This window comes from Micromonospora sp. RTGN7, from assembly GCF_033804645.1.
Lineage (GTDB): Bacteria > Actinomycetota > Actinomycetes > Mycobacteriales > Micromonosporaceae > Micromonospora.
The window spans coordinates 69346-92751 of record NZ_JAPZLF010000023.1; the positions used below are offsets into that span (position 1 = coordinate 69346).

Sequence of the window (23406 nt, forward strand, 5' to 3'; positions counted from 1 at the left end):
CTGACGGCAGGGTGACGGTGGACCGATGCGGCCGGAGCGACTGGCCGAGGGTGACTACGCTGAGGGGATGGCCGACACCCCGCCCGGCGGCGCTGCTGCGCCACCGTGGAACGCCCCCGACGTCCCGCCGCCGCCCGGCGGGGCGGCCCCCCGGATGCCGCTGCGCCGGCTGGGCTGGCGGCGGTTCCTGGTGCTCGCCCTGGTGGTGCTGCTGATCGCCGCCTGCGCGGTCTACATGCTCTTCGTGCTCGGCTCCAACCTCGGCCCCCAGGCGCTGCTGATCGGCGTGGTCGCCGCGATCCTGCCGGTGCCGGTGCTGGTCTTCTGCTTCCTCTGGCTCGACCGGTACGAGCCGGAGCCGCTGAAGTACCTGATTTTCTGCTTCGCCTGGGGCGCGTTCGTCTCCACGGCCGCCTCGCTGACCGTCAACGAGTTCTTCGCCGCCCGGTTCGCCGACTGGGGGCTGCCCAACGCGCTGACCGGGGTGCTGGTCGCCCCCTTCATCGAGGAGCTGACCAAGGCGCTCGGCCCGATCCTGCTGCTGATCTTCCGGCGTCGGGAGTGGTCCGGGATCACCGACGGCCTGGTCTACTGTGGGCTGTCGGCGGTGGGCTTCGCCATGGTGGAGAACATCCTTTACCTGGGCGGCTACGGCTACGCCTCCGGCGCCGACGAGTACGGCCCGGCCACCGGCGCCCGGCAGGTCATCGCGATCTTCATCGTCCGGATCCTGCTCTTCGGCTTCGCCCACCCGCTGTTCACCTCGATGACCGGGGTGGGCCTCGGCATCGCCGCGCGGACCGCCGACCGTCGGGTCCGGTTCCTCGCCCCGGTCGCGGGCCTGCTGCTGGCGATGATGCTGCACGGCACCTGGAACCTGCTGCCGTCGCTGGCCCAGGCCACCGGCGAGGCGGTGATCGCCCTGTACGGCTACCTCGGGGTGATGGTGCCGATCTTCTTCGGCATGGTCGGGCTGGCGGTCTGGCTGCGCGGCTGGGAGGGGCGGCTGACCGAGCGCACCCTGCCCGACTATGTGCGGGCCGGGTGGCTGACTCCGCCGGAGGTGGCGGCGCTGGGCAGCCTGGGCCGGCGGCACGGCGCCCGGCACTGGGCCCGGCGGGTGGCCGGCGACCCGGGGCTCAAGGCGATGCGCGGGTACCAGTTCTCCGCTACCCGGCTGGCGCTGCTGCGCGACGGGATGCGTCGAGGGCTGGACCGCAAGCCGGCCGACCGGGAGCGGACCGCCCGGGAGGAACGGGAGCTGCTGGACGCGATCACCGCGTACCGGTCGTTCTTCGTCGGACGGGATCCGCAGGCCCCGGTCGGGAGCTGGGACGGGCACCGCTACCACCTGCGGTTCCCGGACGGCTCGCACCGGCCGGTCGACGCCCCGGACGAGCCGGTGGTGCCGATCCCGGTGGTGCTCGCGCCGCCGCCCCCGGCCCACCCGGCCGGCTACGGCCCGCCCGGCTGGTACGGCCCCCGCCCGCCCGGCATGCGGTGATGGTGCGGCGCGAGAGGTTGCCGCACCGCGGGGATCTTCCGCCGTGCGGGCGGGTCAGGTCGTCAGCCCGGTGAGGAAGTCACCGATGCCCACGGCCATCGCCATCAGGCCCGCCCCGATCGCCTTGCACATCCGCGCCGCACCCTCCGGCCGGAACGCCACGAAGTAGATCAGGAACGCGACGCTTCCCCAGAGGAACACCTTCTTCACGAATACCGGCACGATCCCTCCCCAGGGCCCTGGACGTGCCTGGCTTCCCGCGGCGGGCAGCCGCAAACGACGCGCCGCCGACCGGGGCGGACGACGGCGGAAGCCGGGACGTACCCGGGGGAGGGGTGCTAGGAGGGGCGTTACAGGTAGAGGCCGGTGGAGCCGTTGGTCTCCGTTTCGATCCGCTCGGCGGCGACGGCGTGCACGTCCCGCTCGCGCAGCAGGACGTACCCCCGGCCGTGCAACTCGACCTCGGAGCGCTCGTCGGGGTCGAAGAGCACCCGGTCACCGGAGACGATCGAGCGGACGTGCGGCCCCACACCCACGGCGGTCGCCCAGGCCAGCCGCTTGCCCACGGCGGCGGTCGCCGGGATCACGATGCCGGCGGTGGAGCGGCGCTCACCCTCGCTGCCCTCCGTCCGCACCAGCACCCGGTCGTGCAGCAGGCGGATCGGCAGGCCGGAGTCGAGGTTCTGGTCGGCGGTCACGACGGAACGGTACCCCGTCGGCCCGGGCAGTTCCGTCGGTGGTTACGCCGAGGCCAGCCGGGGCAATGTGTGGCGGAACCGCCCTAGGGTGGTCGACGGACGTATCCTGTCACCCCTGTCGTCAGGGCGGGTGGTTTCTATGCGGGAGGTGCGCTTGAGCCGCTTCGAGCGGGTACGCGGACGGCTCCGCCACGCGTACGAGTCGGGTCGGAACTCGGTGCGGCAGGCCCGCACCGATCCGACCGGCGGCGCCGGCACGGCGGGTCACCCCGCGGTGCCCGGTGGCATCGACGCCCCGGGGGAGGTGGGCGTGGCCTCGCCGACCTCGCCGGGGCCGGTGGCCGCCGCGTCGGCGACAGTGGTCGGCGCCGCGCCGCCCGCCGAGACGCACCACTCCACCTCCAGCCGGGACGACGCGGACGTCCCGCACGCCCTGCGGATCGCCGCCGCCTGGTCGTGGCGGCTGATCGTCATCGGGGTGGTGTTCTGGGCGTTGCTGAGGATCGTCGCCGACATCAGCATCGTGGTCATCCCGCTGGCCATCGCGTTGCTGCTCTCGGCGTTGCTCGCGCCGGCCGTCGGCTGGCTGCTGCGCGCGCGCTTTCCCCGCTCGCTGGCGACCGCGGTCGTGTTGGTCGGCGGTCTGGCGGGTGTCATCGGCACGCTGACGCTGGTGGTGAACGAGTTCATCCAGGGCGTGCCGGAGCTGAGCAAGAAGTCGTCCGAGGGAGTCCGGCAGATCCAGAACTGGCTGAAGACTGGCCCGCTGCACCTGTCGGACAGCCAGCTCAACCAGTACATCGACGAGGCGCAGGCCTGGATCAACAACAACACCGAGAAGTTCACCAGCGGGGCCGTCTCCACGGCGGCGACCCTCGCCGAGCTGCTGACCGGCATCGTGTTGGTGCTCTTCGCCACGTTCTTCTTCCTGCGTGACGGCAGCCGGATCTGGCGCTTCGTGGTCCGGCTGCTGCCGGTGGCCGCCCGGTGGAAGGTCGACGACGCCGGCCGGGCCTCCTGGGAGACCCTCGTCGCCTACGTCCGGGCCACCGTGCTGGTCGCGTTCATCGACGCCGTCGGCATCGGCATCTTCCTGGTCGTCTTCGAGATCCCGTTCGCGTTCCCGCTGGCCGCGTTGGTCTTCCTCGGCGCCTTCATCCCGATCGTCGGGGCGGCGCTCTCCGGTGTCGTCGCGGTGCTGGTCGCGCTCGTCGACAGTGGCCCGGTCACGGCACTGATCATCCTGGGCGTGGTGGTCGCCGTGCAGCAGGTCGAGGGGCACATACTCCAGCCGCTGATCATGGGCCGAGCGGTGGCCATCCACCCGCTCGGGGTGATCATCGGTATCGCCGCCGGCGTGGTGCTCGCCGGGATCACCGGCGCGCTGGTCGCGGTGCCGCTGATCGCGGTGCTCAACACGGCCGTCCGCCGGCTCGCCGCGCGCACGGTGCCCGACACCCCGCCGGACGCCGTGGTGGTCGCCTCGAAGGCACCCTGACGGCGGTCAGGACCTGCCGAGGCGTTCCAGGGCGCCCCGGGCCACCTCCGGGCGGGTCGTGTACCAGAACGGGGGCAGCGAGCGGCGCAGGAACGGGCCGTAGCCGCGCGCCGTCTCCAGCCGCGAGTCCAGCACCGCGACCACGCCCCGGTCGCCGGTGGCCCGGATCAGCCGGCCGACCCCCTGGGCCAGCCGGACGGCGGCGATCGGCACGCTGACGGCGGAGAAACCGGAGCCGCCGCCCGCGTCCACGGCGGCGGCGCGGGCCGCCGCGAGCGGCTCGTCGGGACGGGGGAAGGGCAGCCGGTCGATGACCACGAGTTGGCACGCGTCGCCCGGCACGTCCACCCCCTGCCACAGCGACATAACGCCGAAGAGGCAGCTCGAACGCTCCTCGCGGAACCTGCGCACCAGCAGCGGCAACGATTCCTCGCCCTGGAGCAGCACCGGCAGGTCGGTCCGCGCCCGCAGCAGCTCCGCCGCCTGCTGGGCGGCCCGTCGCGAGGAGAAGAGCCCGAGGGTACGCCCGCCGAGCGCCCCGACCAGCGCGAGCAGCTCCTCGCCGGCCGGCTCGGGCAGCCCGGAGACGCTGGGCCGGGGCAGGTGCGCGGCGACGTACAGGATGCCCTGCCGGGCGTAGTCGAACGGCGAGCCGACGTCCATCGACCGCCAGCCCGGCCCCTCGGTTGCCGGGACGGTGCCGGTGGTGGGCCGGCTGCCCGGTGCGGCGGCGACCGGTGCGGCGCCGGCCGGTGCGTCACCGTGGGCTGTGGCGGCGGCCAGCGCGGCGGCGGCCGGGGACGGCGGGGAGGGCGTCGGCGCGTCCAGGCCCAGCGCCCGGGCCACCGTGTCGAACCGGCCGCCCAGCGCCAGGGTCGCCGAGGTGGCGACGACGGTGCGTTCGTCGTACAGGTGGTCGGCGAGGGTGCCGGCGACCGAGAGCGGGGCCACCACCAGGGCCCGGCGGCTGCCGTTGTCCGGTTTCTCCACCCAGGCCACGTCGTGGTCGGCCTCCTCCAGCAGCCGCTGCGCGGTGGTGGAGAGCTCGTCCAGCACCGCCTTGGCCTGCTGCTTGCGGACCGGGTCCGGGTCGTCGGACTTGACGTCGCCGACCGCGTCCAGGGCGGCCCGGGTGGCCGCGTCGAGCAGGGTGCACGCCTCGCGCAGCGGCCCCGGCAGCCCGGCGGTGAGCCGGCCCGCGGGCACCTCGCCCAGCCCAGCGGCGAGGGCCTCGCCGGCCGCGGTGAGCCGTTCGGCGATCTCCGGGCGCAGCAGCGGCCGGGCCCGCCGGGTGGACCGGTCGATCAGCTCGGGCACCAGCTCCGCCTGGGCGGCGGAGGAGACCCGGTCGGCCAGCTCGTGCGCCTCGTCCACGATGAGCAGCTTGTGCGGCGGCACGATGTGCCGCCCGGCGAGCATGTCGACGGCGAGCAGGCTGTGGTTGGTGACCACGATGTCGGCCTCGCGGGCCCGCGCCCGGGACGCCTCGGCGAAGCACTCCGCGCCGAACGGGCAGCGGGACGCCCCGACGCACTCGCGGGCCGGCATGGAGACCAGCCGCCAGGCCTGATCGTCGACGCCCGGGTCCAACTCGTCGCGGTCGCCGGTGTCGGTCTCCGCCGCCCAGTCGCGCAGCCGCTGGATGTGCTTGCCGATCCGGCCGGCCTCACCGAGCCACCTGCCGCCCCCGCCCCCGGCCCGGGGCTCCACGGCGTCGAAGAGGGTGTCCGTCGGCTCGTCCTCGTTCGAGTTGTCCAGCCGGGCCAGGCAGAGGTAGTGGTGCCGGCCCTTGAGCACCGCGAAGGTGGGCCGGCGGCCGAGCAGGGGCTCCACGGCGTCGGCGAGCCGGGGCAGGTCGTGGTCGACGAGCTGGGACTGCAACGCCAGGGTGGCGGTGGAGACCACCACCGGCCCGTCGACCGTCAGCGCCGGGGTCAGGTACGCCAACGACTTCCCGGTGCCCGTGCCCGCCTGCACCAGCAGGTGCTCGCGGGCGGCGACGCACTCCTCGATCGCGGTAACCATCTGCTGCTGGCCGGGACGGGCGGCCCCGCCGGGGACCGCGCCGACCGCCGCGGCGAGCAACTCCCCCGCGCTCGCCCGCTTGCCGCGCCGCCGAGGGGCGCTGCGGGGCAGGGCGGAACCGGGGACGGTGCGCGGCGGAGTCACCGTGCGACGGTACCCGTCGGCGCCGACACCGACCGCGCCCCCGCCCCGCGTGGCGGGGGGTCACGCTACGGAATCCCGTGGGCCCGGTCCCGTTACTTCTGCCGCGCGAGCAATGGGCGTTATCGACTAGGGTGCGACTCATGCCGAGCGATGTGGTCCGGGTGATCTACCGCAAGTACGACGGCAGCGCCCACCGCGATTACCCGGCCCGCCGGCTGGCCGAGGACGACCTCGGCATCTGGCTCGGCGTGCCGGTCGGCACCGAGTCGGTCTACCACGGCCGACCCTCGGTGGAGCAGATCCCCTTCGTGCTGCTGGTGCCGCATCACGCCTGGTGGACGGGGATGTTCAACCCGCCGCCGCGGACCAGCGAGGTCTACTGCGACATCACCACCCCGGCCCGCTGGGAGGGCGACGACACCGTCCACCTGGTCGACCTCGACCTTGACGTGGTGCGCCGCCGGGGCACCGGGCTGGTCGAGCTGCGCGACGAGGACGAGTTCGCCGAGCACCGTGAGCTTTTCGGCTACCCGGAAGACCTGGTCGCCGAGGCCGAGGCCGCGTCCCGCCGGCTGCTGGTCGCACTCGGTGACGGCAGCGAGCCGTTCGCCACGGCGTACCGGAAGTGGCTGGCGCTGGTGGTCTGAGCCGGCCCTTCCGACGTGGCGCCATCGACGCGGCGGCCGGGCGGATGCCCGCACCGGCTGGGGTGCTCGCCGGGCGGGAGTGGGCGGGGTGGGCGATGATCCAGGAATGAACACCTCGGGTGGAGTGCGGGTCGTGGCGCCGGAGGGCGGCACGGTGCGGGAGTTGCTGCGGCGCGATGAATCCGCTCGGCCTGCACATCCGCTCGTTCGGGCCGCCGACCGGAAGTGGTACCGCGACTGGGCCGTGGCCCATCTACTCCGGCAGACGTTCGGCGACCTGCGATCTCGGGTATCCGCCGGCGGACTTCGACATGGCGGCGGAACGTGGGCGGTTGTGCGGCAATTGACCGGGTCCAGGTGAACGGCAGGTGAACGAGCAGTAAATGGCGGCTGGCCGAGGGTGGGCCGACGAATCCGTGGTTCTGCCGTTTTCTAGCATTCCCACTGCAGGCACCCGCGGGGGCGTCCGCCACCCTTCAACCGACACGACGAGGTCCAGGCTGTGAAGTTTTCCTTCCGCCCCACTGAGGGCGCCTTCTACGAGCTTTTCACCAGGGCCGCTCAGAACCTGGTGAAGGGCACCGATCTGCTGAACGAGCTGGCCCTGCCCGGCGTGGACGTGCAGTCGGTCAGCGAGCGGCTCACCGAGGTCGAGCACGACAGCGATCAGATCACCCATGACCTCTACAAAAAGATCAACTCTAGCTTCATCACCCCGTTCGACCGTGAGGACATCTACCGGCTGGGCTCGCTGCTCGACGACGTGATGGACCACCTGGAGGCCGTGGGCAACCTGCTTTACCTGTACGGCCTGACCAAGCTGCCGGCGCTCCCGCGCGAGCTGCACGAGCTGGTCAACGTGTTGGACCTGCAGGCGAAGCTGACTGCCGAGGCGATGCCCCGACTGAAGTCGATGAAGGATCTCGAGGACTACTGGATCGAGTGCAACCGGCTGGAGAACGACGGCGACCAGGCGTACCGGATGCTGCTGGTCCGCCTCTTCTCCGGCGAGTACGACGCCTTGACCGTGCTCAAGCTGAAGGAGGTCGCCGACGAGCTGGAGGCGGCCTGCGACGCCTTCGAGCACGTGGCGAACACCGTCGAGACCATCGCGGTCAAGGAGTCCTGATCCTGTGAGTCCGGAACTCATCGCCGTGCTGGCGGTGATCGGGGTGGCCCTGGTGTTCGACTACACCAACGGCTTCCACGACGCCGCGAACGCGATCGCGACCAGCATCTCCACCCGCGCCCTGACCCCCAGGATCGCGCTCGGGCTCGCCGCGATCGGCAACTTCGTCGGCGCGCACTTCGGTGCCGGCGTCGCCAAGACCGTGGGCGAGGGTCTGGTCACCCTGCCCACCGGCCTCGCGAGCCTGGGGGTGGTCTTCGCCGGGGTGCTCGGCGCGATCGCCTGGAACCTGATCACCTGGTACTTCGGCCTGCCGTCGTCGTCCTCACACGCACTCTTCGGCGGCCTGGTCGGGGCGACCCTGCTGGCCAGCGGCGGGGTGGTGCAGTGGGGCACGATCGGCGAGAAGATCCTCCTGCCGATGGTGATCTCGCCGATCATCGGCCTGACCCTGGGCTACCTGCTGATGCTGGCGATCCTGTGGGCCTTCCGGAAGGGCCATCCGGGCAAGCTCAACCGGGGCTTCCGCTGGGCGCAGACCGCCTCGGCGGCGGCCATGTCCGTCGGCCACGGCATGCAGGACGCCGCGAAGACCATGGGCATCGTGGTCCTCGCCCTCTACACCGGCGGCTTCCAGGACGACACGAGCCACATCCCGGGCTGGGTGTTCTGGACCTCGGCGACCATGCTGGCGGCCGGCACGTACACCGGCGGCGCGCGGATCATCCGGACCCTGGGCCGCAAGATCATCGACCTGGGCCCGCCGGAGGGCTTCGCCGCCGAGACGGTGGCCAGCGCGGTGCTCTACTTCAACGCCCTGGTGCTCAAGGCCCCGATCTCCACCACTCACACGATCACCTCGGCGATCATGGGTGTGGGCGCGACGAAGCGGCTCTCCGCCGTGCGCTGGAACGTCGCCGGCAACATCGTGATCGCCTGGGTCATCACGTTCCCGGCGGCGGCGCTGATCGCCTGCGTCACGTACCTGTTGGTCCGCCCGATCTTCGGCTGACGAGTGTTCCGGAGGGGGCCCCGCGTCGGCAGGGCCCCCTCCGCCTCACCGGTAGCGCACGCCGATCTCGCCCCGGACGGCGTCCAGCAGGGCCATCACCTCAAGGGTGGTGGCGTGCGGGACCAGCGGGCTCTCGGTCAGCCCCTCGGTCAGGCAGCGCTGCACCTCGGCGGCCTCGTACTGGTACCCGCCGCCGGTCAGGTCGGCGGGGATCGTCTCCGGGTCGGCACCGGCCCGGTGCAGGATCGCCGACGGCGGCCGGAAGAACGGCGTCGGCAGGTCGATCCGGCCGTCGGTGCCGGTGATCGAGGCGACCACCGGGGTGGCCCCGGTCATGCCGCAGCTCAGCGTCGCCACCGCCCCCGAGTCGTAGCCGAGGATGATGCCGGTGTTCTCGTCCACCCCCTCCGGGCCGAGCTTCGCCCAGGCCCGGACGTGCTGCGGGACGCCGAGCACCAGGTGGGCCAGGCTGACCGGGTAGACGCCCAGATCGAGCAGGGCGCCCCCGCCGAGCGCCCGGGCCCGCATCCGGCTCTCCGGCGCGAACGGCCCGGCCAACCCGAAGTCGGCCTGTACGCCGGTGACCCGCCCGATCGCGCCGTCGGCGATCAGCTCGACCACCCGCAGGATCAACGGGTTCGTCCGCATCCACATGGCCTCCATCAGGAAGACCCCCCGGGCGCGGGCCGTCTCGACCAGTTCGGTGCTGTCGGTCAGGTCGAGGGTGAACGGCTTCTCCACCAGCACCGCCCGGCCGGCGGCCAGGCAGGTCATGGCCGCCTCGTGGTGCGCCGCGTGCGGAGTGGCCACGTAGATCGCGTCCACCTCGTCGTCGGCGGCCAGCTCCGCCCAGGAGCCGTACGCCCGCTTCGCACCGTGTCTCGCGGCGAAGCGCTCCGCGCTCTCCGCCGCCCGCGAGCCGACCGCGACCAACTCGGCCCCCGGCACCAGCCGCAGGTCCTCGGCGAACCGGCCGGCAATGTGGCCGGTGGCCAGAATCCCCCAACGCGTCATGGGCTCACGCTAGCCCGGGGCCGGTGGGTAGCCGCCGGCCGCCGGACCGGCCGACCCACCCTGCGGGACTAGGCTCGACGCATGACGATCGACGGTCACGGTTTCGCCGCCCCGCCGGCCCTGGTCGAGCACGCCCGCCGGTTCCGCGCCGAGGGCGGCACGCCGGCGCGGCCCCGGGTCGCGGCCACCGTGCTGCTGCTCCGCCCGGCCGGCGCCGACTTCGAGGTGTACGTCATCCGCCGCGTCGCCGCGATGGCCTTCGGCGGCGTGTACGCCTTCCCCGGGGGTGGGGTGGACCCCTCGGACTCCGAGGCCCACCTCGACTGGGCCGGCCCGGAGCCGGCGGCGTGGGCTGGCCGCCTGGGCGTCGCACCGGACGCCGCCCAGGCGGTGGTCTGCGCCGCCGCCCGGGAGGTCTTCGAGGAGTCCGGGGTGCTGCTGGCCGGCCCGGACGCGGGGACCGTGGTGGGCGACGTCAGCAGCGACGACTGGGAGGCCGCGCGGCGGGACCTGGAGGCACACCGAAGGGGCTTCGCCGCCCTGCTCGCCGAGCGGGCGCTCACCCTCCGGTCGGATCTGCTGCTGCCGTGGAGCCGGTGGATCACCCCCGAGTTCGAGCCACGCCGCTTCGACACGTACTTCTTCGTCGCCCTGCTGCCGGAGGGGCAGCGGACCCGGGACGTCTCCGGGGAGGCCGACCACACGATGTGGGTCCGCCCGGCGGACGCCCTGGCCCGGGCGGAGGCCGGCGAGCTGACCATGCTCCCGCCGACCCTGGTCACGTTGGCCCAGATGGCCGCTGCCGGCGACCTGGCCGGGGTGACCCGCGCGTCCGCCACCCGCGACGCCGCCACCCCGATCGCCCCACGCCTCGACCTCCCCGAGACAGGCGAACCCCGCATCGTCCTCGGCTGAGCACCCTTGATCTGAAGTCGGCTTCAACTCCTAGCGTGGACGGGTCAGTTCGCCAACGGGGAAAGGGGTCCACGGTGGACATCAAGGAGTACGGCCGGGAGGAACTTGCCGCCCAGCCCATCGGCTGGTGGAGCGGGGAGGCCTACCGTCGGGTGGTGGGGGAGATCCGCGCGGCGTTGGCCGTCGAGCAGCTCATCCAGCCGCACTGGTGGACGCTCAACCACGTCGCCGGCGATCCCGGCAGGTGGGGCCGGGCGACGCTCGCCGAGCGGTTGATCCCGTACGACGACCTCGGCACGGAACTCGGCGGCGTCTTCGACGACCTGATCGGGCGCGGCTGGCTGACCGAGGAGGCCGGGGCCTTCACGCTCACCGAGGCGGGCGAGGCCGGCCGGCTGCGGGCCCGGGACCGCACGTCCCGGGTCAAGGAGCGGATGCATGCCGGCATCGCCCCCGACGAGTACGCCGCCACGATCGACGTCCTGCGCCGGGTGGTCGCCAACCTCGGCGGTAACGGCAACCTGCCCTGACCGCAGCGCGGTTGGCAGCGGGCCCTTGTCATCGTCCGGGCGGTGACAAGGGCCCCTTCCTTGCACTTCAGCCGAAGCGGCCGGTGATGTAGTCCTCGGTCTTCTTCTGGCCGGGGTTGCTGAAGACAACCCGGGTGTCGTCGTACTCGATGAGGCGACCCGGGTCGCCGGTCTTCTCGATCGAGAAGAAGGCCGTGCGGTCCGAGACGCGCGCGGCCTGCTGCATGTTGTGCGTGACGATGATGATGGTGAACTCGTCCTTCAGCTGGAAGATCAGGTCCTCGATCGCCGCCGTGGAGATCGGGTCCAGCGCGGAACAGGGCTCGTCCATCAGCACCACCTGCGGCTCGACCGCGATCGTGCGGGCGATGCAGAGCCGCTGCTGCTGGCCGCCGGAGAGGGCGGCGCCGGGCTTGCCGAGGCGGTCCTTCACCTCGTCCCAGAGGTTCGCCGAGCGCAGCGCCCGCTCGGCCGCCTCGTCCAGGACGGACTTCTTCCGCAGCCCGTTGAGCCGCAGACCGGCCACCACGTTCTCGAAGATGCTCATCGTGGGAAACGGGTTGGGCCGCTGGAAGACCATGCCGATCATCCGGCGCACGGCCGTGACGTCGACGTCGCGGTCGTAGATGTTCTGCCCGTCGATGGTCAGCTCGCCCTCGACCCGCGCCCCCGGCAGCACCTCGTGCATCCGGTTGATCGACCGCAGGAACGTCGACTTGCCGCAGCCGGACGGGCCGATCAGGGCGGTCACCGTCTTCGGCTCGACGGTCAGCGTGATGTCCTCGATCGCCTTGAAGGCGCCGTAGTAGGCGGTGACGTTCGTGGCGTCGATGCGCTTGGCCATGGTGGTGGTTCCTCCGGGGTTCATCGGCCGAGCTGGTTGCGGCGAGCCAGCAGCTTCGCCGCGATCGTCAGGATCAGCACGAGGGCGACCAGGGTCAGCGCTGCGGTCCAGGCCCGCGCCGGGGCGTACTTCGACGCGTCGCCGGCCTGTTGGTAGACGAAGAGGGCCAGCGACGACTGGTTGTCCTCGAACGGGTTGACGTTGATCGCCGCACCGCCGCCGGCGACGAGCAGCACCGGCGCGGTCTCGCCGGCCGCCCGCGCGACGGCGAGCATGACGCCGGTGACGATGCCGGGCAGCGCGGTCGGCAGCACGACCCGCAGGATGGTCTTCCACTTCGGCACGCCGAGGGCGTACGCCCCCTCGCGCAGCGGCGCGGGAACGAGCCGGAGCATCTCCTCGGTGGAGCGGACCACGGTGGGCAGCATCAGCACGCTCAGCGCGAGCGCGGCGGCGAAACCGGAGAAGCCCGGCCGCCCGTCGTTGAACACCGGCGAGACGACCAGCACCCAGAACGCCAGCACGAAGAGGCCGGCGACGATGGACGGGATGCCGGTCATCACGTCGACGAAGAACCGGATCGCCAGGGCGAACCGGCCCCGGCCGTACTCGACCACGTAGATCGCGCAGAGGACGCCGAGCGGGACGGTGATCAGCGCGGCGATCCCGACCTGCTCCAACGTCCCGACGATCGCGTGGTACGCGCCGCCGTTGGCGTCCCGGGCCCCGATGTTGTTCATCGAGGTGCCGAAGAAGTTGCCGTCGAGCCGCTCGACGCCCCTGCTGACCAGCGTCCAGACCACCGAGGCCAGCGGCAGCACGGCCAGCACGAACGCCGAGTGGATCAGCGCGCTCCAGGTGCGGTTGCGGGCCGAGCGCCGCCCCTCGACGGCGTTCGCCGCCGCGAAGAGGCCGCCCAGGTAGAGCAGCGCGGCGAGGACCACGACGAGGACCGGGCCACCGATGCCGGCGCCGTACCCGAGCGCGGCGGCGACGAGCAGGGCCGCCAGGGCGATCACCGGCGGGGCGTACCGGGGCAGGCGTTTCGCCCGGAGGGTGGCCGGCTGGGCCGGCGGCCGGGGGCGGTGGTTGGTGAGAGTGGTGGTCATGCGGCCGACTCCGTGAACTTCCGGCGGCGGTGGATGATCGCCCGCGCGGTGATGTTGACGATCAGCGTGATGGTGAAGAGCACCAGACCGGAGGCGATCAGCGCGCCCCGCCCGGTGTCGTTCGCCTCGCCGAACGTGTTGGCGATGTTGGCGGCGATGGTGTTGCCGCCGTTGGCGATCAGGTTGACGGAGATGCCGAAGGTGATGCCGAGCGTCATCGCCAGCGCGATGGTCTCGCCGAGGGCCCGGCCGAGGCCGAGCATCACCGCGGCGACGACGCCGGGGCGGCCGTAGGGGAGCACGGCGGTGCGGATCATCTCCCACCGGGTCGCGCCGAGCGCGAGGGCAGCCTCCTTGTTGGCCCCCGGGGTCTGCAGGAACACCTCGCGGGAGAGTGCGGTGATGATCGGCAGCACCATGATCGCCAGCACCAGCGAGCCGAGCATCACGGACTTTCCGAACGGGCCGTCACCGCCGAAGATCGGTAGCCAACCGAAGTATCGGTTCAGCCAGACGGAGAAGTCCCGGACCGGGTCGACGAAGATGTCGCGACCCCAGAGCCCGAAGACCACGCTCGGCACGGCGGCGAGCAGGTCGATCAGGAAGCCGAGCGCGATGCCGAGCCGGCGGGGCGCGTAGTGGGACAGGTAGAGCGCGATCCCCAACGCCACCGGCACCGCGATGAGCAGGGCCAGCGCGGAGCTGAGCACCGTGCCGAAGGCGAGCGTGCCGATGCCGAACCTCGGCACGGTGTCGTTGGGCGACCAGCCTTCGTACGTCCAGAAGTTCGCCGTGTTGGCGCGCAGGGCCGGCACCGCCTTGGCGACCAGGAAGATCGCGATGGCGGCGATGATCACCAGGACGGTGGTGCCGGCGGCCAGGGTCAAGCCCCGGAAGGCGCGCTCCGCGCCGAAGGCCCGCGCCCGGGGCAGGCCGCCACCCCCGCCGAGGCCGACGGGGGTACGGGTGCTGGCCGGTGTGCGGGTGCTGATCGGTGTGCGGGTGCTGACCGGGGTACGGGTGCTGACCGGTGACTCGGCCACCCGCGCCACGGCACCGGCGGGTCGCTCCTGGCCCACGGCCACGAGGACTCCGCCGGTGCCGGCGCCGGCCGAGCGGTGAAGGGTGTCCGCCATCTGCTCGCTCGCTTCGGGTTGAGGGAGGTGGTGGGGTCGGGTCCGGTCAGGAGAGGTTCTCGACCGCGGCCTCGACCTTGGTCCGGACCGGCTCCGGCAGCGGGGCGTAGCCCAACTCGGTCAGCTCGGCCTGGCCCTGGCTGCTGGCCGCGTGGCCCAGCAGGCCCTTGACCAGCGGCAACTTGTCGGCAGCGAGGCCCTTGCCGCAGACGATCTCGTAGGTCACCAGGACGATCGGGTACGCGCCGACCTCCTTGGTGTTGTAGTCGACCGACAACTTAAGGTCGTCACCCTGGCCCTCGATGGCGGCCCCGGCGATGGCCTTGCCCGCGTTGTCGGCGGTCAGCTCGGCGAACTCGCCTGCGCCGTTGCCGATCCTGGCCATCTTCAGGCCGGCGTTCTCGGCGAACGACCACTCCAGGTATCCGATCGAGCCGTCGGCGCCCTTGACCGAGCTGGCCACGCCGTCCGAGCCCTTGGCGCCGGTGCCGCCCGGGGCCTTCCACGCCTTGGCGTTGTCGAAGGTCCAGTCCGTGCCCGCGGTCTTGGCCAGGAACTTGGTGAAGTTGTCGGTGGTGCCGGACTCGTCCGAGCGGTGCACCGTCTGAATGGTGGTCGACGGCAGCTTGGCGTCCGGGTTGTCGGCCTTGACGGCCGGGTCGTCCCACTTGGTGACCTTGCCCGCGAAGATCTTCGCGAGGGTGGTCGGCTTGAGCTGGAGGTTGTCCACGCCGTTGAGGTGGTAGGCGACGGCCACCGGGCCGATCACCATCGGCAGGTGGAGGGCCTTGCCGTCGACGCACTTGGCGTCGGCCTTCGGCTGCTCCTCCGGCTTGAGGGCCGAGTCGGTGCCGGCGAAGTCGGCGGTGCCGGCGATGAAGGCCTGGATGCCGGCGCCCGAGCCGGACGGCTCGTAGTTGATCGTGCTGCCAGCGCACTTCTGCTGGTACGCCTTGATCCACTCGGCCATGGCGTTCTTCTGGGCCGAGGAGCCCTGTGCGTTCAGGGTGCCGGTGGCGCAGTCGGCCGCGGCGGCCGACCCCGAGGCGGAGGCGCCGACGGCGGGCTCGTTGTTGTCCGAGCCGCAGGCACTGAGACCGAGCACCGCAGTAAGAGCGAGGCAGGCGATGGTGCCGTGCCGCTGGAGCTTCACCTGAGGGGTTTCCCTTCGCGTCTGGACCGGGCCGATCCGGATGGGGGCCCGGGGGAGCGCCGGTGTGACCGGCTGACCTGAAAGCTAGGAGCGCCAGGTGGCCGGATCGCCGGTCGGAAGTGAACGAAGGGTGAACAGGTGCGGCCGGGAAAGTGGCCATCTCCTGAGAACGGGTTTTTTCGTGACGCCTAGCGAGCTGCCCTGTTCATGCGGGCAGTTGCCCAGGGCGCGTGGGTACCGGACGCCGGGCACACTGAAGGCGTCGGGCGACATCGCCTGCCCGTTACGGCAGGAGATCGCCCGGGCCGTCGACGACATGCGGTGAAATCATCGATACGCGCGGTGGAAAGCGTCAGCCGAGGTGGTAGTTGACGTGGGCGGACCAGCGGGCGAACCCGGTTCGCTCGTAGAGCGCGACCGCCCCGGTGTTCGACTCGTCGACGTAGAGCATCACCCGGTCCAGCCCTCGCCGGTCCCGTAGATATGCCAGCCCGGCCGTGGTGAGCGCCCGGCCCAGCCCGCCGCCGTGCGCGGTCGGGTCGACCCCGAGCACATAGACCTCGCCGATCCGGGCAGACCCGGGCAGCTCGTGCACCTTGGTCCAGTGGAAGCCGAGCAGCCGCCCGGTGGCGGACTCGACGGCCAGCAGGAAGCCGGCCGGGTCGAACCACGGCTCGGCGAGGCGTGCCCGTAGTTCGGCCGTGGTCCAGCGACCCTGCTCGGGGTGGCTGGCGAAGGCCCGGGCGTTGAGCGCGAGCCAGGCGTCGTCGTCCGACCCGGGGGCGAACGCGCGCAGGACGACCCCGTCGGGCAGGTGCGGTGCCGCCGCCGGTGCGGTCAGCGGTCGACGTAGCTGCCAGAGCACCCGGGCCCGGGTGAGGCCGAGGTCCACGGCCAGTGCCGCAGCCGAGGGGTGGTCGCCGTGTGCCCAGGCCCGCACCGGCCCGGCGGCGGAATCGAGCACGCCTCGGGCCAGCGCCCGGCCGGCGCCCTGCCTGCGGTGGGCGGGGTGGACGGCCAGCTCCACGCCGATTCCGCTGGCCGGGTCGGTGGTGTCGAGGTGGGCGTAGCCGGTCAGCGTTCCGTCCGGCGCGCGGGTGGTGAGGTGAACGGCCGGGGCCCGCGGATCGCGCAGCCGCAGCAGCGTGTGCTCGTCGAACGGGTCGGCCCCGTCGGCGTCCCCGGCCGTGCGGGCCAGGGCCAGGACGTCGGCCGCCTCGGCCGGCGTCAGCACGTCGGTGCGGGTGACCCGGTCGGTTGTCGGCTCGGCGCTGCTCACCCGAGTAACCGTAGCGGGTTCCGGCCGGGCGAGCAGGTCAGGTGGTGCCGGTGGGCAGGGCTTCCAGCCGGAGCCGGGCGGTCAGGTCGGGCAGGATCAGATACAGCGCGTCCACGGTGCCCTGCCGGTTGCCGCCCGCGTCGTGCAGCAGCACGACCGACCCCGGCTGTACGCCGTTCAAGACGAAGTCGGCGATCTTCGCGGCCCCCGGCACACTCCAGTCCGACGGGTCGACGGTCCAGTGCAGCGGGGTCATGCCGAGGTCTTCGGCCGCCGACACCACCGGGTACGTCCACGCGCCGCCGGGCTGGCGGAAGTAGACGATCGGTGCGGTGGGCGCGGCGTCCCGGATGGCCGCGTTGGTGCGCAGCAGGTCGTCCCGGATGACGTCCGGCGACCGCTTGCCGAGCAGCACGTCGTGTTGCCAGGAGTGGTTGCAGAGGGTGTGCCCGTCGGCCACGATCGCCTGGATCAGGTCGGGGTGGTTCCGGGCGTTCTCCCCGACCACGCAGAACGTGGCCTTCACGCCGTACTGCCGGAGCAGTTCCAGGACCTGCGGGGTGTACCGCGGGTCGGGTCCGTCGTCGAAGGTGAGCGCCACCTCCGCCGATCCGGTGGTAGCCCGGGCGCCGAAGAGGCCGTCCGGCGACTCCGTCTCCGCGGGCTGACCGACGCCGCCGTCCTGGCCGCTGGTGGAGGGCTCGGCGGCGTGGCTGCCGGCACCGGGGGTCGGCCCCCCGGGCCGCCCGGGGGTGGCCTCCGGCGGCTGGTCGGCGTAGTGCGGTTCGTTCGGGGTCGCCGAGAGTCCGGTGGCCTGTGGGCTCGGCTCGGCGACCATGCTCTGGCCCAGCGTGTACGCGGAGCCGAGCACCGCGGCCACGATGACTGTCACGAGCCCGATGACGCGCCCGGTCGGTGTGGCGCGCATCAGCGGACGCCGCCGCTCGGGCCGTGGGACCGGCCCCTCTTTGCCCCCGTGGTCATCGCACGCACCGTCGCCCCTTCCTCCGTCGACTCGGCAGTCAGAATAAGGCTGACGAGTCGGGCAAAAAGGGCAAACTGGCAATAGCCGACAGGAAGGGTCGGCCGGCGGTGGGCCGGACCGGGTCAGACGGGAACCGGGACGTGCTCGGAGTCGGGCAGCGACCGCGACGGCGGCACGACGAGCTTGTAGCCGACCTGACGGACCGTGCCGATCATGGACTCGTACTCCGAGCCGAGCTTGGCCCGCAGCCGCCGGACGTGCACGTCCACCGTGCGCGTGCCGCCGAAGTAGTCGTAACCCCAGACCTCGCGCAGCAACTGGTCCCGGGTGAACACCCGGCCCGGGTGCTGGGCCAGGAACTTCAGCAGCTCGAACTCCTTGTACGTCAGGTCGAGCGGCCGGCCCTTGAGCTTGGCGGCGTAGGTGTCCGGGTCGATGGTCAGCTCGCCCACGCGGATCGAACCGCCCGCCCCGGCGGTGGCGTTGCTCAGCCGGCCGATCGCCAGTCGCAGCCGGGCCTCGACCTCGGCCGGCCCGGCACCGGCGAGGATGACGTCGTCGACCCCCCAGTCGGCGTTCAACGCGATCAGCCCGGCCTCGGTGACCACCGCGACCAGCGGCACCCCGAGCCCCGTGGCGTGCAGCACCCGGCAGGTCGCCCGGGCCTCGCTCAGCTCCGAGCGGGCATCCACCAGCACGGCGTCCGGGCTGGGCCCCGCCACCAGGGTGCGGACGTCGCGCGGTGCGGTACGCACCGAGTGTGGCAGCAGGTCGAGCGCCGGCAGCACCATCGATGGTTCGCCTGCGCGTGCGGTCACCAGCAGCAGGATCTCCACACGATCACCTCCGTCCCGGCGGCCTCGGCCGCATGAGACCAGCATCACCCCGGTGAGGAGTGGCGCTGAGAACTTGCGTGGGTCCCGGCGTCGCTGACGGGCGGGTAACGGCTTGAGGGTAACCGTTCGCCCCGCCCGTACCTCCCGGTCGTCTCCGCTTTTGTCCAGCTTGCCCCTGATCGCGCCTCAGTTTTTAACGTTGCCGAAACGGTGGCCAGCGCAGCGACGCCCCGGTCTGGCACGATCGGGACGTGCATCCCCCGACCTCCTCCGAGACCGGCCGGGACCCGTGGGCCGACGACACCGTCCCACCCGGGCCGGCCGGTCGTGCGCACCCACCGGCCCCGCGCACCGGCCCGGACGTCGACGACGACGGGCCCTCGGCCCGGCAGGGCCGTCCCCGCCGGCTGCGCCGCAGCGGCGACCCGGGCCGGCGACCCGACGACGAGGCCGTCGACGACGACGTCGACGAGGAGGGGGAGTTCGAGCCGGTCGAGGTGCGCCGGTCGCTAGCCCTTACCGCCGCCGGGTTCGCCGCGCTGCTCGGCATCGGCCTGGTGCTCGGCGCGCAGACCGCCGGGCCGGGCCACCGGCTGCCGTTCGCGATCATCATCTTCGGTGTGCAGCTGCTCTTCGTCCTGGCCTGGACGATGGCCACCCGCCCGCCCGCGCTGCTGCTGGTCGTCCTGGTCAGCTCGGTGGTGGCCGCCGGGGCCGACACCGCCGCCGTGCGGTCCGACGTCGCCGGCCTCGCCCCGCTCGGCTACCTGGCCGCCGGTGGGTTCCTGCTCGGCGTGCTCGGGCAACTCGTCCGCCGGGTCGACCGGGTCCGGGTCACCGACTCGCTCGGCACCACCCTGCTGATCGTGGTCGGCGTGGTCGCGTTCGCCACGCTCATCGTGCTCAGCCGGATCCCGGCCGGCACCCAGGCGATCACCGTCTGCCTCACCGCCACCGGCGTCGCGCTGACCGTCGCCCGGCTCACCGACGCGGTGCTGCCCTGGCCCCGGCTCGCGCCGCAGGTGCCCCGGGGCGCGGCGGGCGTGGTGGTCGGCGCGATGGCCGGCACCCTGGCCGGCGCCGTCCTGGGCAGCTACCTGGTGAGCTTCACCCCGACGAGCGGCGCGGTGATCGGCCTGGTCACCGCGGCCACCGCCGTGCTGGCCGATCTCGCCGTCGGCTACGCCGAGGCGGGCCGGCTGATGGCCGGCGAACTGCCGACGATGTGGGTTGCCCGGCACATGCAGGGCCCGCTCGGCGGCTTCGCCCTGGCCGCCCCGGCGGCGTACGCGATGTGCGTGATCTTTCTCTGAGCGGCCGGCCCGCTCGCCCACCAGGGGACCGTCCGTAGACGGTTGAGACTTTCCCCACCCGGGTACTGTGCGGTGCGCCGCAGGGCGGCACCGGCACCACCCAAACGTCGCCCGTGCCCGGAGCACCGGCCAGGACAGAAGGAGGCGGCGTGGCAGAGGCCTACCCGGCGAACGAGGAGCGCCCCCGGCGACGTGGGCGCAAGGTGCTCGTCACGCTTCTTGTCCTGCTGGTGATCCTGGCCGGGCTGTTGGTGGCCGCCGACCGGATCGCCGCCGGGGTGGCCGAGCGGGCCATCACCGACCAGGTCCGCCAGGAGGTCGCCAAGCAGGACGCCCAGTCCTCGGAGCCCGAGGTGAAGGTCAGCGGCTTCCCCTTCCTCACCCAGGTGCTCGACGGGAAGTACGAGCGGATCTCGATCAAGCTGACCGACGTGCGGGGCTCGGTACGCGGCGACGCGGTCACCCTGCCGACGCTGGACGTCGACGCCCGAAACGTGCGGGCCTCCCTGGAGACCCTGCGTACCCAGCAGGGCGACGTGACCGCCGAGACCGTCGACGGCACCGGCACCATCACGTACGAGAGCCTGGCCAAGCTCCTCGACCGGCCCGGCCTGACCCTCAGCGAGCGGGACGGCACGCTCGCCGTCACTGCCCCGGTCGACATCCTCGGGCAGAAGCTGACTGTCACCGGCGCTGCTGTGGTGACCGTCAGCAAGGAGGGCAAGGTGTCGCTGCGTTTCAACGATCTCGACGCCGAAGGGCTGCCGAACATCCCGCTGGCCCGGACCCTGCTGAACAACTACGCCAAGGGCATCTCGATCGACGTACCCCTGCCGGAGTTGCCGTTCCAGCTCGCCCTGCGCGAGGTCCGGCCGTTGCCCCAGGGGCTCGCCGTGACCGCCGCCGCGAAGAACGTCCCGATCAACTCGGCCGGCTGACCCCGACGCCCCGATCCCCCGACGCCCCCCGACGCTCCGACGGCCCCCGACACCTCGACACCTCGACGCCCCGACGGCCCCCGACGGCCGACGGGGCGTCGACCGGGTTCGGTCGGAGGGGAGCTGCCGGGGCCTGGCACGGCCGTCCCGGATGCTGGTCGGACCGGTGGCACTCAGTGCGACGGCTGGTAGGCTCCCTGCTCATGGGGATGCACCTCACCAAACGGCGCGCGGTCGACCTGTGCCGCGTGACCACCTGCCTGTGTCGCCCCGTCATCTGACGGCGGGGCTGTCCTCGGCCGCCTGACGGCGGCCACCGGCCACAGGGTCTGCGTACCCTCCGGTGTTTTACCCCGATCGCCCGGCAGCGGCGCCGTCGCACGAACCCGTGATCCCGTCCTTCCCTCCGGGGCCCGCGCGTGGTGCGACAGTTAATGACTGCGATCCATCGCGCAGGCTCACCATCCACCCTCACCAGGGAGTGATCTGATGAGTCGCGACACCGCACTCGTCTCGGCCGAATGGGCCGAGAAGAACATCGACGCCCCGGGCGTCGTCTTCGTTGAGGTTGACGAGGACACCTCGGCCTACGACACCGGCCACATCGCCGGCGCGATCAAGCTGGACTGGCGCACCGACCTCCAGGACCAGGTCCGCCGGGACTTCGTCAACAAGAGCCAGTTCGAGGCGCTGCTCTCCGAGCGGGGCGTCAGCAACGACGACGTCGTCGTCCTCTACGGCGGCAACAACAACTGGTTCGCCGCGTACGCGTACTGGTACTTCAAGCTCTACGGCCACCGCGAGGTGAAGCTGCTCGACGGCGGCCGCAAGAAGTGGGAGCTGGAAGCCCGCCCGCTGGACGCCGACGCGGTGACCCGCCCGAGGACCGAGTACGTCGCGCAGGAGCCGGACAACACGATCCGCGCCTTCCGCGACGAGATCGTCGGCGCGATCGGCGTCAAGAACCTGGTCGACGTGCGCAGCCCCGACGAGTACTCCGGCCGGCTGCTCGCCCCCGCCCACCTGACGCAGGAGCAGGCGCAGCGCGCCGGGCACATCCCGACCGCGATCAGCGTCCCGTGGTCCAAGGCGGCCAACGAGGACGGCACCTTCAAGTCCGACGACGAGCTGCGCAAGATCTACGCCGCGGCCGGGCTGGACGACGGCAAGGAGACCATCGCGTACTGCCGGATCGGCGAGCGCTCCTCGCACAGCTGGTTCGTCCTCCAGGAGCTGCTCGGCCACCCCAACGTGAAGAACTACGACGGCTCCTGGACCGAGTACGGCTCGCTGGTCGGCGTGCCGGTCGCGCTCGGCGACGAGCCCGGGGAGGCCTGAGCCATGACCGCTCCCACTGCCGCCGGATGCGCCGCCCCCGACCAGGCCGCGCCGCTGCCGGCCAGCCTGGACCTGGAGAAGGAAACCGTCATCACCGGCGTGGTCCGCGCTGAGGCCGGCGAGGTCGTCCCGGGCGCGTACGTCCGGTTGCTCGACTCCACCGGTGAGTTCACCGCCGAGGTGGTCACCTCGCCGGCCGGCCAGTTCCGGTTCTTCGCCGCACCGGGTAGTTGGACGCTGCGCGCCCTCTCCCGGCACGGCAACGGCGACACCGCCGTCACCGCCGCGCGCGGGATCAACGAGGTCGCCGTCACGGTCGCCTGAGCGTGTGTGTAGGGAGGCCCCCTGCTGTCGCTTCGTGCGCAGCCGGGGGCCTTCTCAACACCTGAGGTTGTGGGTGCAGCCGTCCGGGTGACCGGGCCGTAGCAGGCAGCGCTGCCGGTGTGGCAGCCGCCGGTCGCAGAACACCTGATGCTGCCCGCTGAGGTCGCCTTCGGCGGAGACGGTGGTCTCGCCGACCTGCACCTGCGGCAGGAACGCCAATGATCGGGTCAGCGCGCGGGCCAGGACGTGCGCGGCACCGGGTTCGGCCGCGGCTCCTCGGTTCCGCGAGCGCCGGCGCCTCCGGGCCGGCGTTTCGGGCGGGCGGAGCGGTGGAAGCCGATGCTGTCTGGGCCGCGCCGTTGTTGGTCGTGCTCTCTGGACGATCATTCGGATGGCGAGCAGAATTCGGGGCTGGGCGGTGACGGTCGGGACGGCGGGTTCTAGCGTGGGTGAAGCGACCGAGCCCTCCATGCAGCCTCCGCCCGTCGAGGTGGCCCGGACAGTCCAGGGACGGATGGTCCGGGCGGAGATCCTGGGTGACCACGTCGAGGCGGAGCGGCTGATGGCCGAGCTGCCGGCTGCCGGGGGTGATTTTGACATCCTCGCGGGTGCGTTCGTCGCCGCGCTGTACCAGCGATTCGGTACGGCGGCCGATCGGCGGGAGGTTCGTCGCCGAGCACCGGGTTTTTGCGCCCCGCCCGGCTGTCCAGGCGTGAGGCGGACGAAGGAAGTTCGGCCGGGCCGCTCGCCGAATCCCGGAGCTGACGACCCCCACCCCCACCCCCACCCCCACCCCCACCCCCACCCCCACCCCGAGCCTGAGCCTCGGTGATCATGAAGTTATTGCCACTCAACCGGGGGTGTGCTGGCAATAACTCCATGATCACCAGACCGGGGCCGGGGCCGGGGCCCCCCCGGGGGGGGGGGGGGGGGGGGGGTGCGGGAAGTTGAGGGGCGGTTAGCGCGGGGCCATGCTGCCCGCCCCCGGGGGGGTGTGCTCGCAGGGGGGGGGGGGGGGGGAGGGCGGGGGGGGGT

General features: G+C 72.4%; 23 protein-coding genes. 12 read left to right on the forward strand and 11 right to left on the reverse strand.

What is annotated here, in order from left to right:
• Positions 1 to 25 precede the first annotated feature (25 nt).
• The gene (locus SNR22_RS25530) at positions 26 to 1504 is read left to right on the forward strand and encodes a PrsW family intramembrane metalloprotease (protein ID WP_320069196.1); all 1479 of its coding nucleotides are present in this window, start codon (positions 26 to 28) and stop codon (positions 1502 to 1504) included.
• A gap of 54 nt (positions 1505 to 1558) precedes the next feature.
• Here SNR22_RS25530 and SNR22_RS25535 read toward each other — a convergent pair whose 3' ends face one another.
• Positions 1559 to 1726 carry a hypothetical protein gene (locus SNR22_RS25535; RefSeq protein WP_320069197.1) on the reverse strand — a complete coding sequence of 56 codons (168 nt, stop codon included), beginning with the start codon at positions 1724 to 1726 and terminating at the stop codon, positions 1559 to 1561.
• Between the two features lie 128 nt (positions 1727 to 1854).
• Positions 1855 to 2202: a co-chaperone GroES gene (locus SNR22_RS25540; protein WP_320069198.1), complete on the reverse strand. Its 348-nt coding sequence runs from the start codon at positions 2200 to 2202 to the stop codon at positions 1855 to 1857.
• 139 nt (positions 2203 to 2341) lie between these two features.
• Between SNR22_RS25540 and SNR22_RS25545 the strand changes: the two genes are divergently transcribed.
• Entirely contained in the window at positions 2342 to 3700 is a 1359-nt protein-coding gene (locus SNR22_RS25545) for an AI-2E family transporter (RefSeq protein ID WP_320069199.1), read from the forward strand.
• 6 nt (positions 3701 to 3706) lie between these two features.
• Here the strand turns inward: SNR22_RS25545 and SNR22_RS25550 are convergent, their stop codons facing one another.
• Positions 3707 to 5836, reverse strand: coding sequence for an ATP-dependent DNA helicase (locus SNR22_RS25550; RefSeq protein ID WP_413775705.1), 2130 nt, complete (start codon positions 5834 to 5836; stop codon positions 3707 to 3709).
• A gap of 173 nt (positions 5837 to 6009) precedes the next feature.
• Between SNR22_RS25550 and SNR22_RS25555 the strand changes: the two genes are divergently transcribed.
• From SNR22_RS25555 to SNR22_RS25565, 3 genes are all read left to right on the forward strand, one after another.
• Positions 6010 to 6516 (forward strand): DUF402 domain-containing protein, encoded by a 507-nt coding sequence (locus tag SNR22_RS25555; protein WP_320069201.1) that lies wholly within the window; start codon positions 6010 to 6012, stop codon positions 6514 to 6516.
• 502 nt (positions 6517 to 7018) lie between these two features.
• A complete protein-coding gene (locus tag SNR22_RS25560; RefSeq protein ID WP_320069202.1) occupies positions 7019 to 7645 on the forward strand; it encodes a DUF47 domain-containing protein in 627 nt (208 codons plus the stop codon).
• 4 nt (positions 7646 to 7649) lie between these two features.
• Complete coding sequence (locus tag SNR22_RS25565; protein ID WP_320069203.1) at positions 7650 to 8657, forward strand: inorganic phosphate transporter; 1008 nt, start codon at positions 7650 to 7652, stop codon at positions 8655 to 8657.
• A 45-nt stretch (positions 8658 to 8702) separates the two neighbouring features.
• Here the strand turns inward: SNR22_RS25565 and SNR22_RS25570 are convergent, their stop codons facing one another.
• Positions 8703 to 9671, reverse strand: a complete 969-nt coding sequence (locus tag SNR22_RS25570) for a Gfo/Idh/MocA family oxidoreductase (RefSeq protein ID WP_320069204.1) — start codon at positions 9669 to 9671, stop codon at positions 8703 to 8705.
• An 81-nt stretch (positions 9672 to 9752) separates the two neighbouring features.
• On the opposite strand from SNR22_RS25570, the gene SNR22_RS25575 reads away from it, so the two are divergent.
• Together SNR22_RS25575 and SNR22_RS25580 are read left to right on the forward strand one after the other, a co-directional pair.
• A complete protein-coding gene (locus SNR22_RS25575) occupies positions 9753 to 10586 on the forward strand; it encodes an NUDIX domain-containing protein (RefSeq protein ID WP_320069205.1) in 834 nt (277 codons plus the stop codon).
• A 74-nt stretch (positions 10587 to 10660) separates the two neighbouring features.
• Positions 10661 to 11116 (forward strand): hypothetical protein, encoded by a 456-nt coding sequence (locus SNR22_RS25580; protein ID WP_320069206.1) that lies wholly within the window; start codon positions 10661 to 10663, stop codon positions 11114 to 11116.
• Positions 11117 to 11183: 67 nt separating this feature from the next.
• Here SNR22_RS25580 and pstB read toward each other — a convergent pair whose 3' ends face one another.
• The 7 genes from pstB to SNR22_RS25615 form a co-directional block, all read right to left on the reverse strand.
• On the reverse strand, positions 11184 to 11960 hold the full coding sequence (gene pstB, locus SNR22_RS25585; protein WP_320069207.1) for a phosphate ABC transporter ATP-binding protein PstB: 777 nt from the start codon (positions 11958 to 11960) through the stop codon (positions 11184 to 11186).
• A 20-nt stretch (positions 11961 to 11980) separates the two neighbouring features.
• Positions 11981 to 13069 (reverse strand): phosphate ABC transporter permease PstA, encoded by a 1089-nt coding sequence (gene pstA, locus SNR22_RS25590; RefSeq protein WP_320069208.1) that lies wholly within the window; start codon positions 13067 to 13069, stop codon positions 11981 to 11983.
• Entirely contained in the window at positions 13066 to 14205 is a 1140-nt protein-coding gene (gene pstC / locus SNR22_RS25595) for a phosphate ABC transporter permease subunit PstC (RefSeq protein ID WP_320069209.1), read from the reverse strand. Before pstC ends, pstA begins: the two co-directional genes overlap by 4 nt.
• 46 nt (positions 14206 to 14251) lie before the next feature.
• A complete protein-coding gene (gene pstS / locus SNR22_RS25600) occupies positions 14252 to 15358 on the reverse strand; it encodes a phosphate ABC transporter substrate-binding protein PstS (RefSeq protein ID WP_320069210.1) in 1107 nt (368 codons plus the stop codon).
• 352 nt (positions 15359 to 15710) lie between these two features.
• Positions 15711 to 16637, reverse strand: coding sequence for a mycothiol synthase (gene mshD, locus SNR22_RS25605; RefSeq protein WP_320069211.1), 927 nt, complete (start codon positions 16635 to 16637; stop codon positions 15711 to 15713).
• A 37-nt stretch (positions 16638 to 16674) separates the two neighbouring features.
• Positions 16675 to 17565, reverse strand: a complete 891-nt coding sequence (locus SNR22_RS25610) for a polysaccharide deacetylase family protein (protein WP_320069212.1) — start codon at positions 17563 to 17565, stop codon at positions 16675 to 16677.
• 179 nt (positions 17566 to 17744) lie between these two features.
• A complete protein-coding gene (locus SNR22_RS25615; protein WP_320069225.1) occupies positions 17745 to 18413 on the reverse strand; it encodes a response regulator transcription factor in 669 nt (222 codons plus the stop codon).
• A gap of 296 nt (positions 18414 to 18709) precedes the next feature.
• Here SNR22_RS25615 and SNR22_RS25620 point away from each other — a divergent pair, with 296 nt between their 5' ends.
• From SNR22_RS25620 to SNR22_RS25640, 5 genes are all read left to right on the forward strand, one after another.
• Positions 18710 to 19771 carry a hypothetical protein gene (locus SNR22_RS25620; RefSeq protein WP_320069213.1) on the forward strand — a complete coding sequence of 354 codons (1062 nt, stop codon included), beginning with the start codon at positions 18710 to 18712 and terminating at the stop codon, positions 19769 to 19771.
• A 149-nt stretch (positions 19772 to 19920) separates the two neighbouring features.
• The gene (locus SNR22_RS25625) at positions 19921 to 20709 is read left to right on the forward strand and encodes a DUF2993 domain-containing protein (RefSeq protein WP_320069214.1); all 789 of its coding nucleotides are present in this window, start codon (positions 19921 to 19923) and stop codon (positions 20707 to 20709) included.
• 209 nt (positions 20710 to 20918) lie between these two features.
• Positions 20919 to 20990 (forward strand): Ms5788A family Cys-rich leader peptide, encoded by a 72-nt coding sequence (locus tag SNR22_RS25630; protein WP_320069226.1) that lies wholly within the window; start codon positions 20919 to 20921, stop codon positions 20988 to 20990.
• A 208-nt stretch (positions 20991 to 21198) separates the two neighbouring features.
• Positions 21199 to 22047 carry a sulfurtransferase gene (locus SNR22_RS25635; protein ID WP_320069215.1) on the forward strand — a complete coding sequence of 283 codons (849 nt, stop codon included), beginning with the start codon at positions 21199 to 21201 and terminating at the stop codon, positions 22045 to 22047.
• Positions 22048 to 22050: 3 nt separating this feature from the next.
• Complete coding sequence (locus SNR22_RS25640) at positions 22051 to 22371, forward strand: DUF1416 domain-containing protein (RefSeq protein WP_320069216.1); 321 nt, start codon at positions 22051 to 22053, stop codon at positions 22369 to 22371.
• Positions 22372 to 23406 lie beyond the last annotated feature (1035 nt).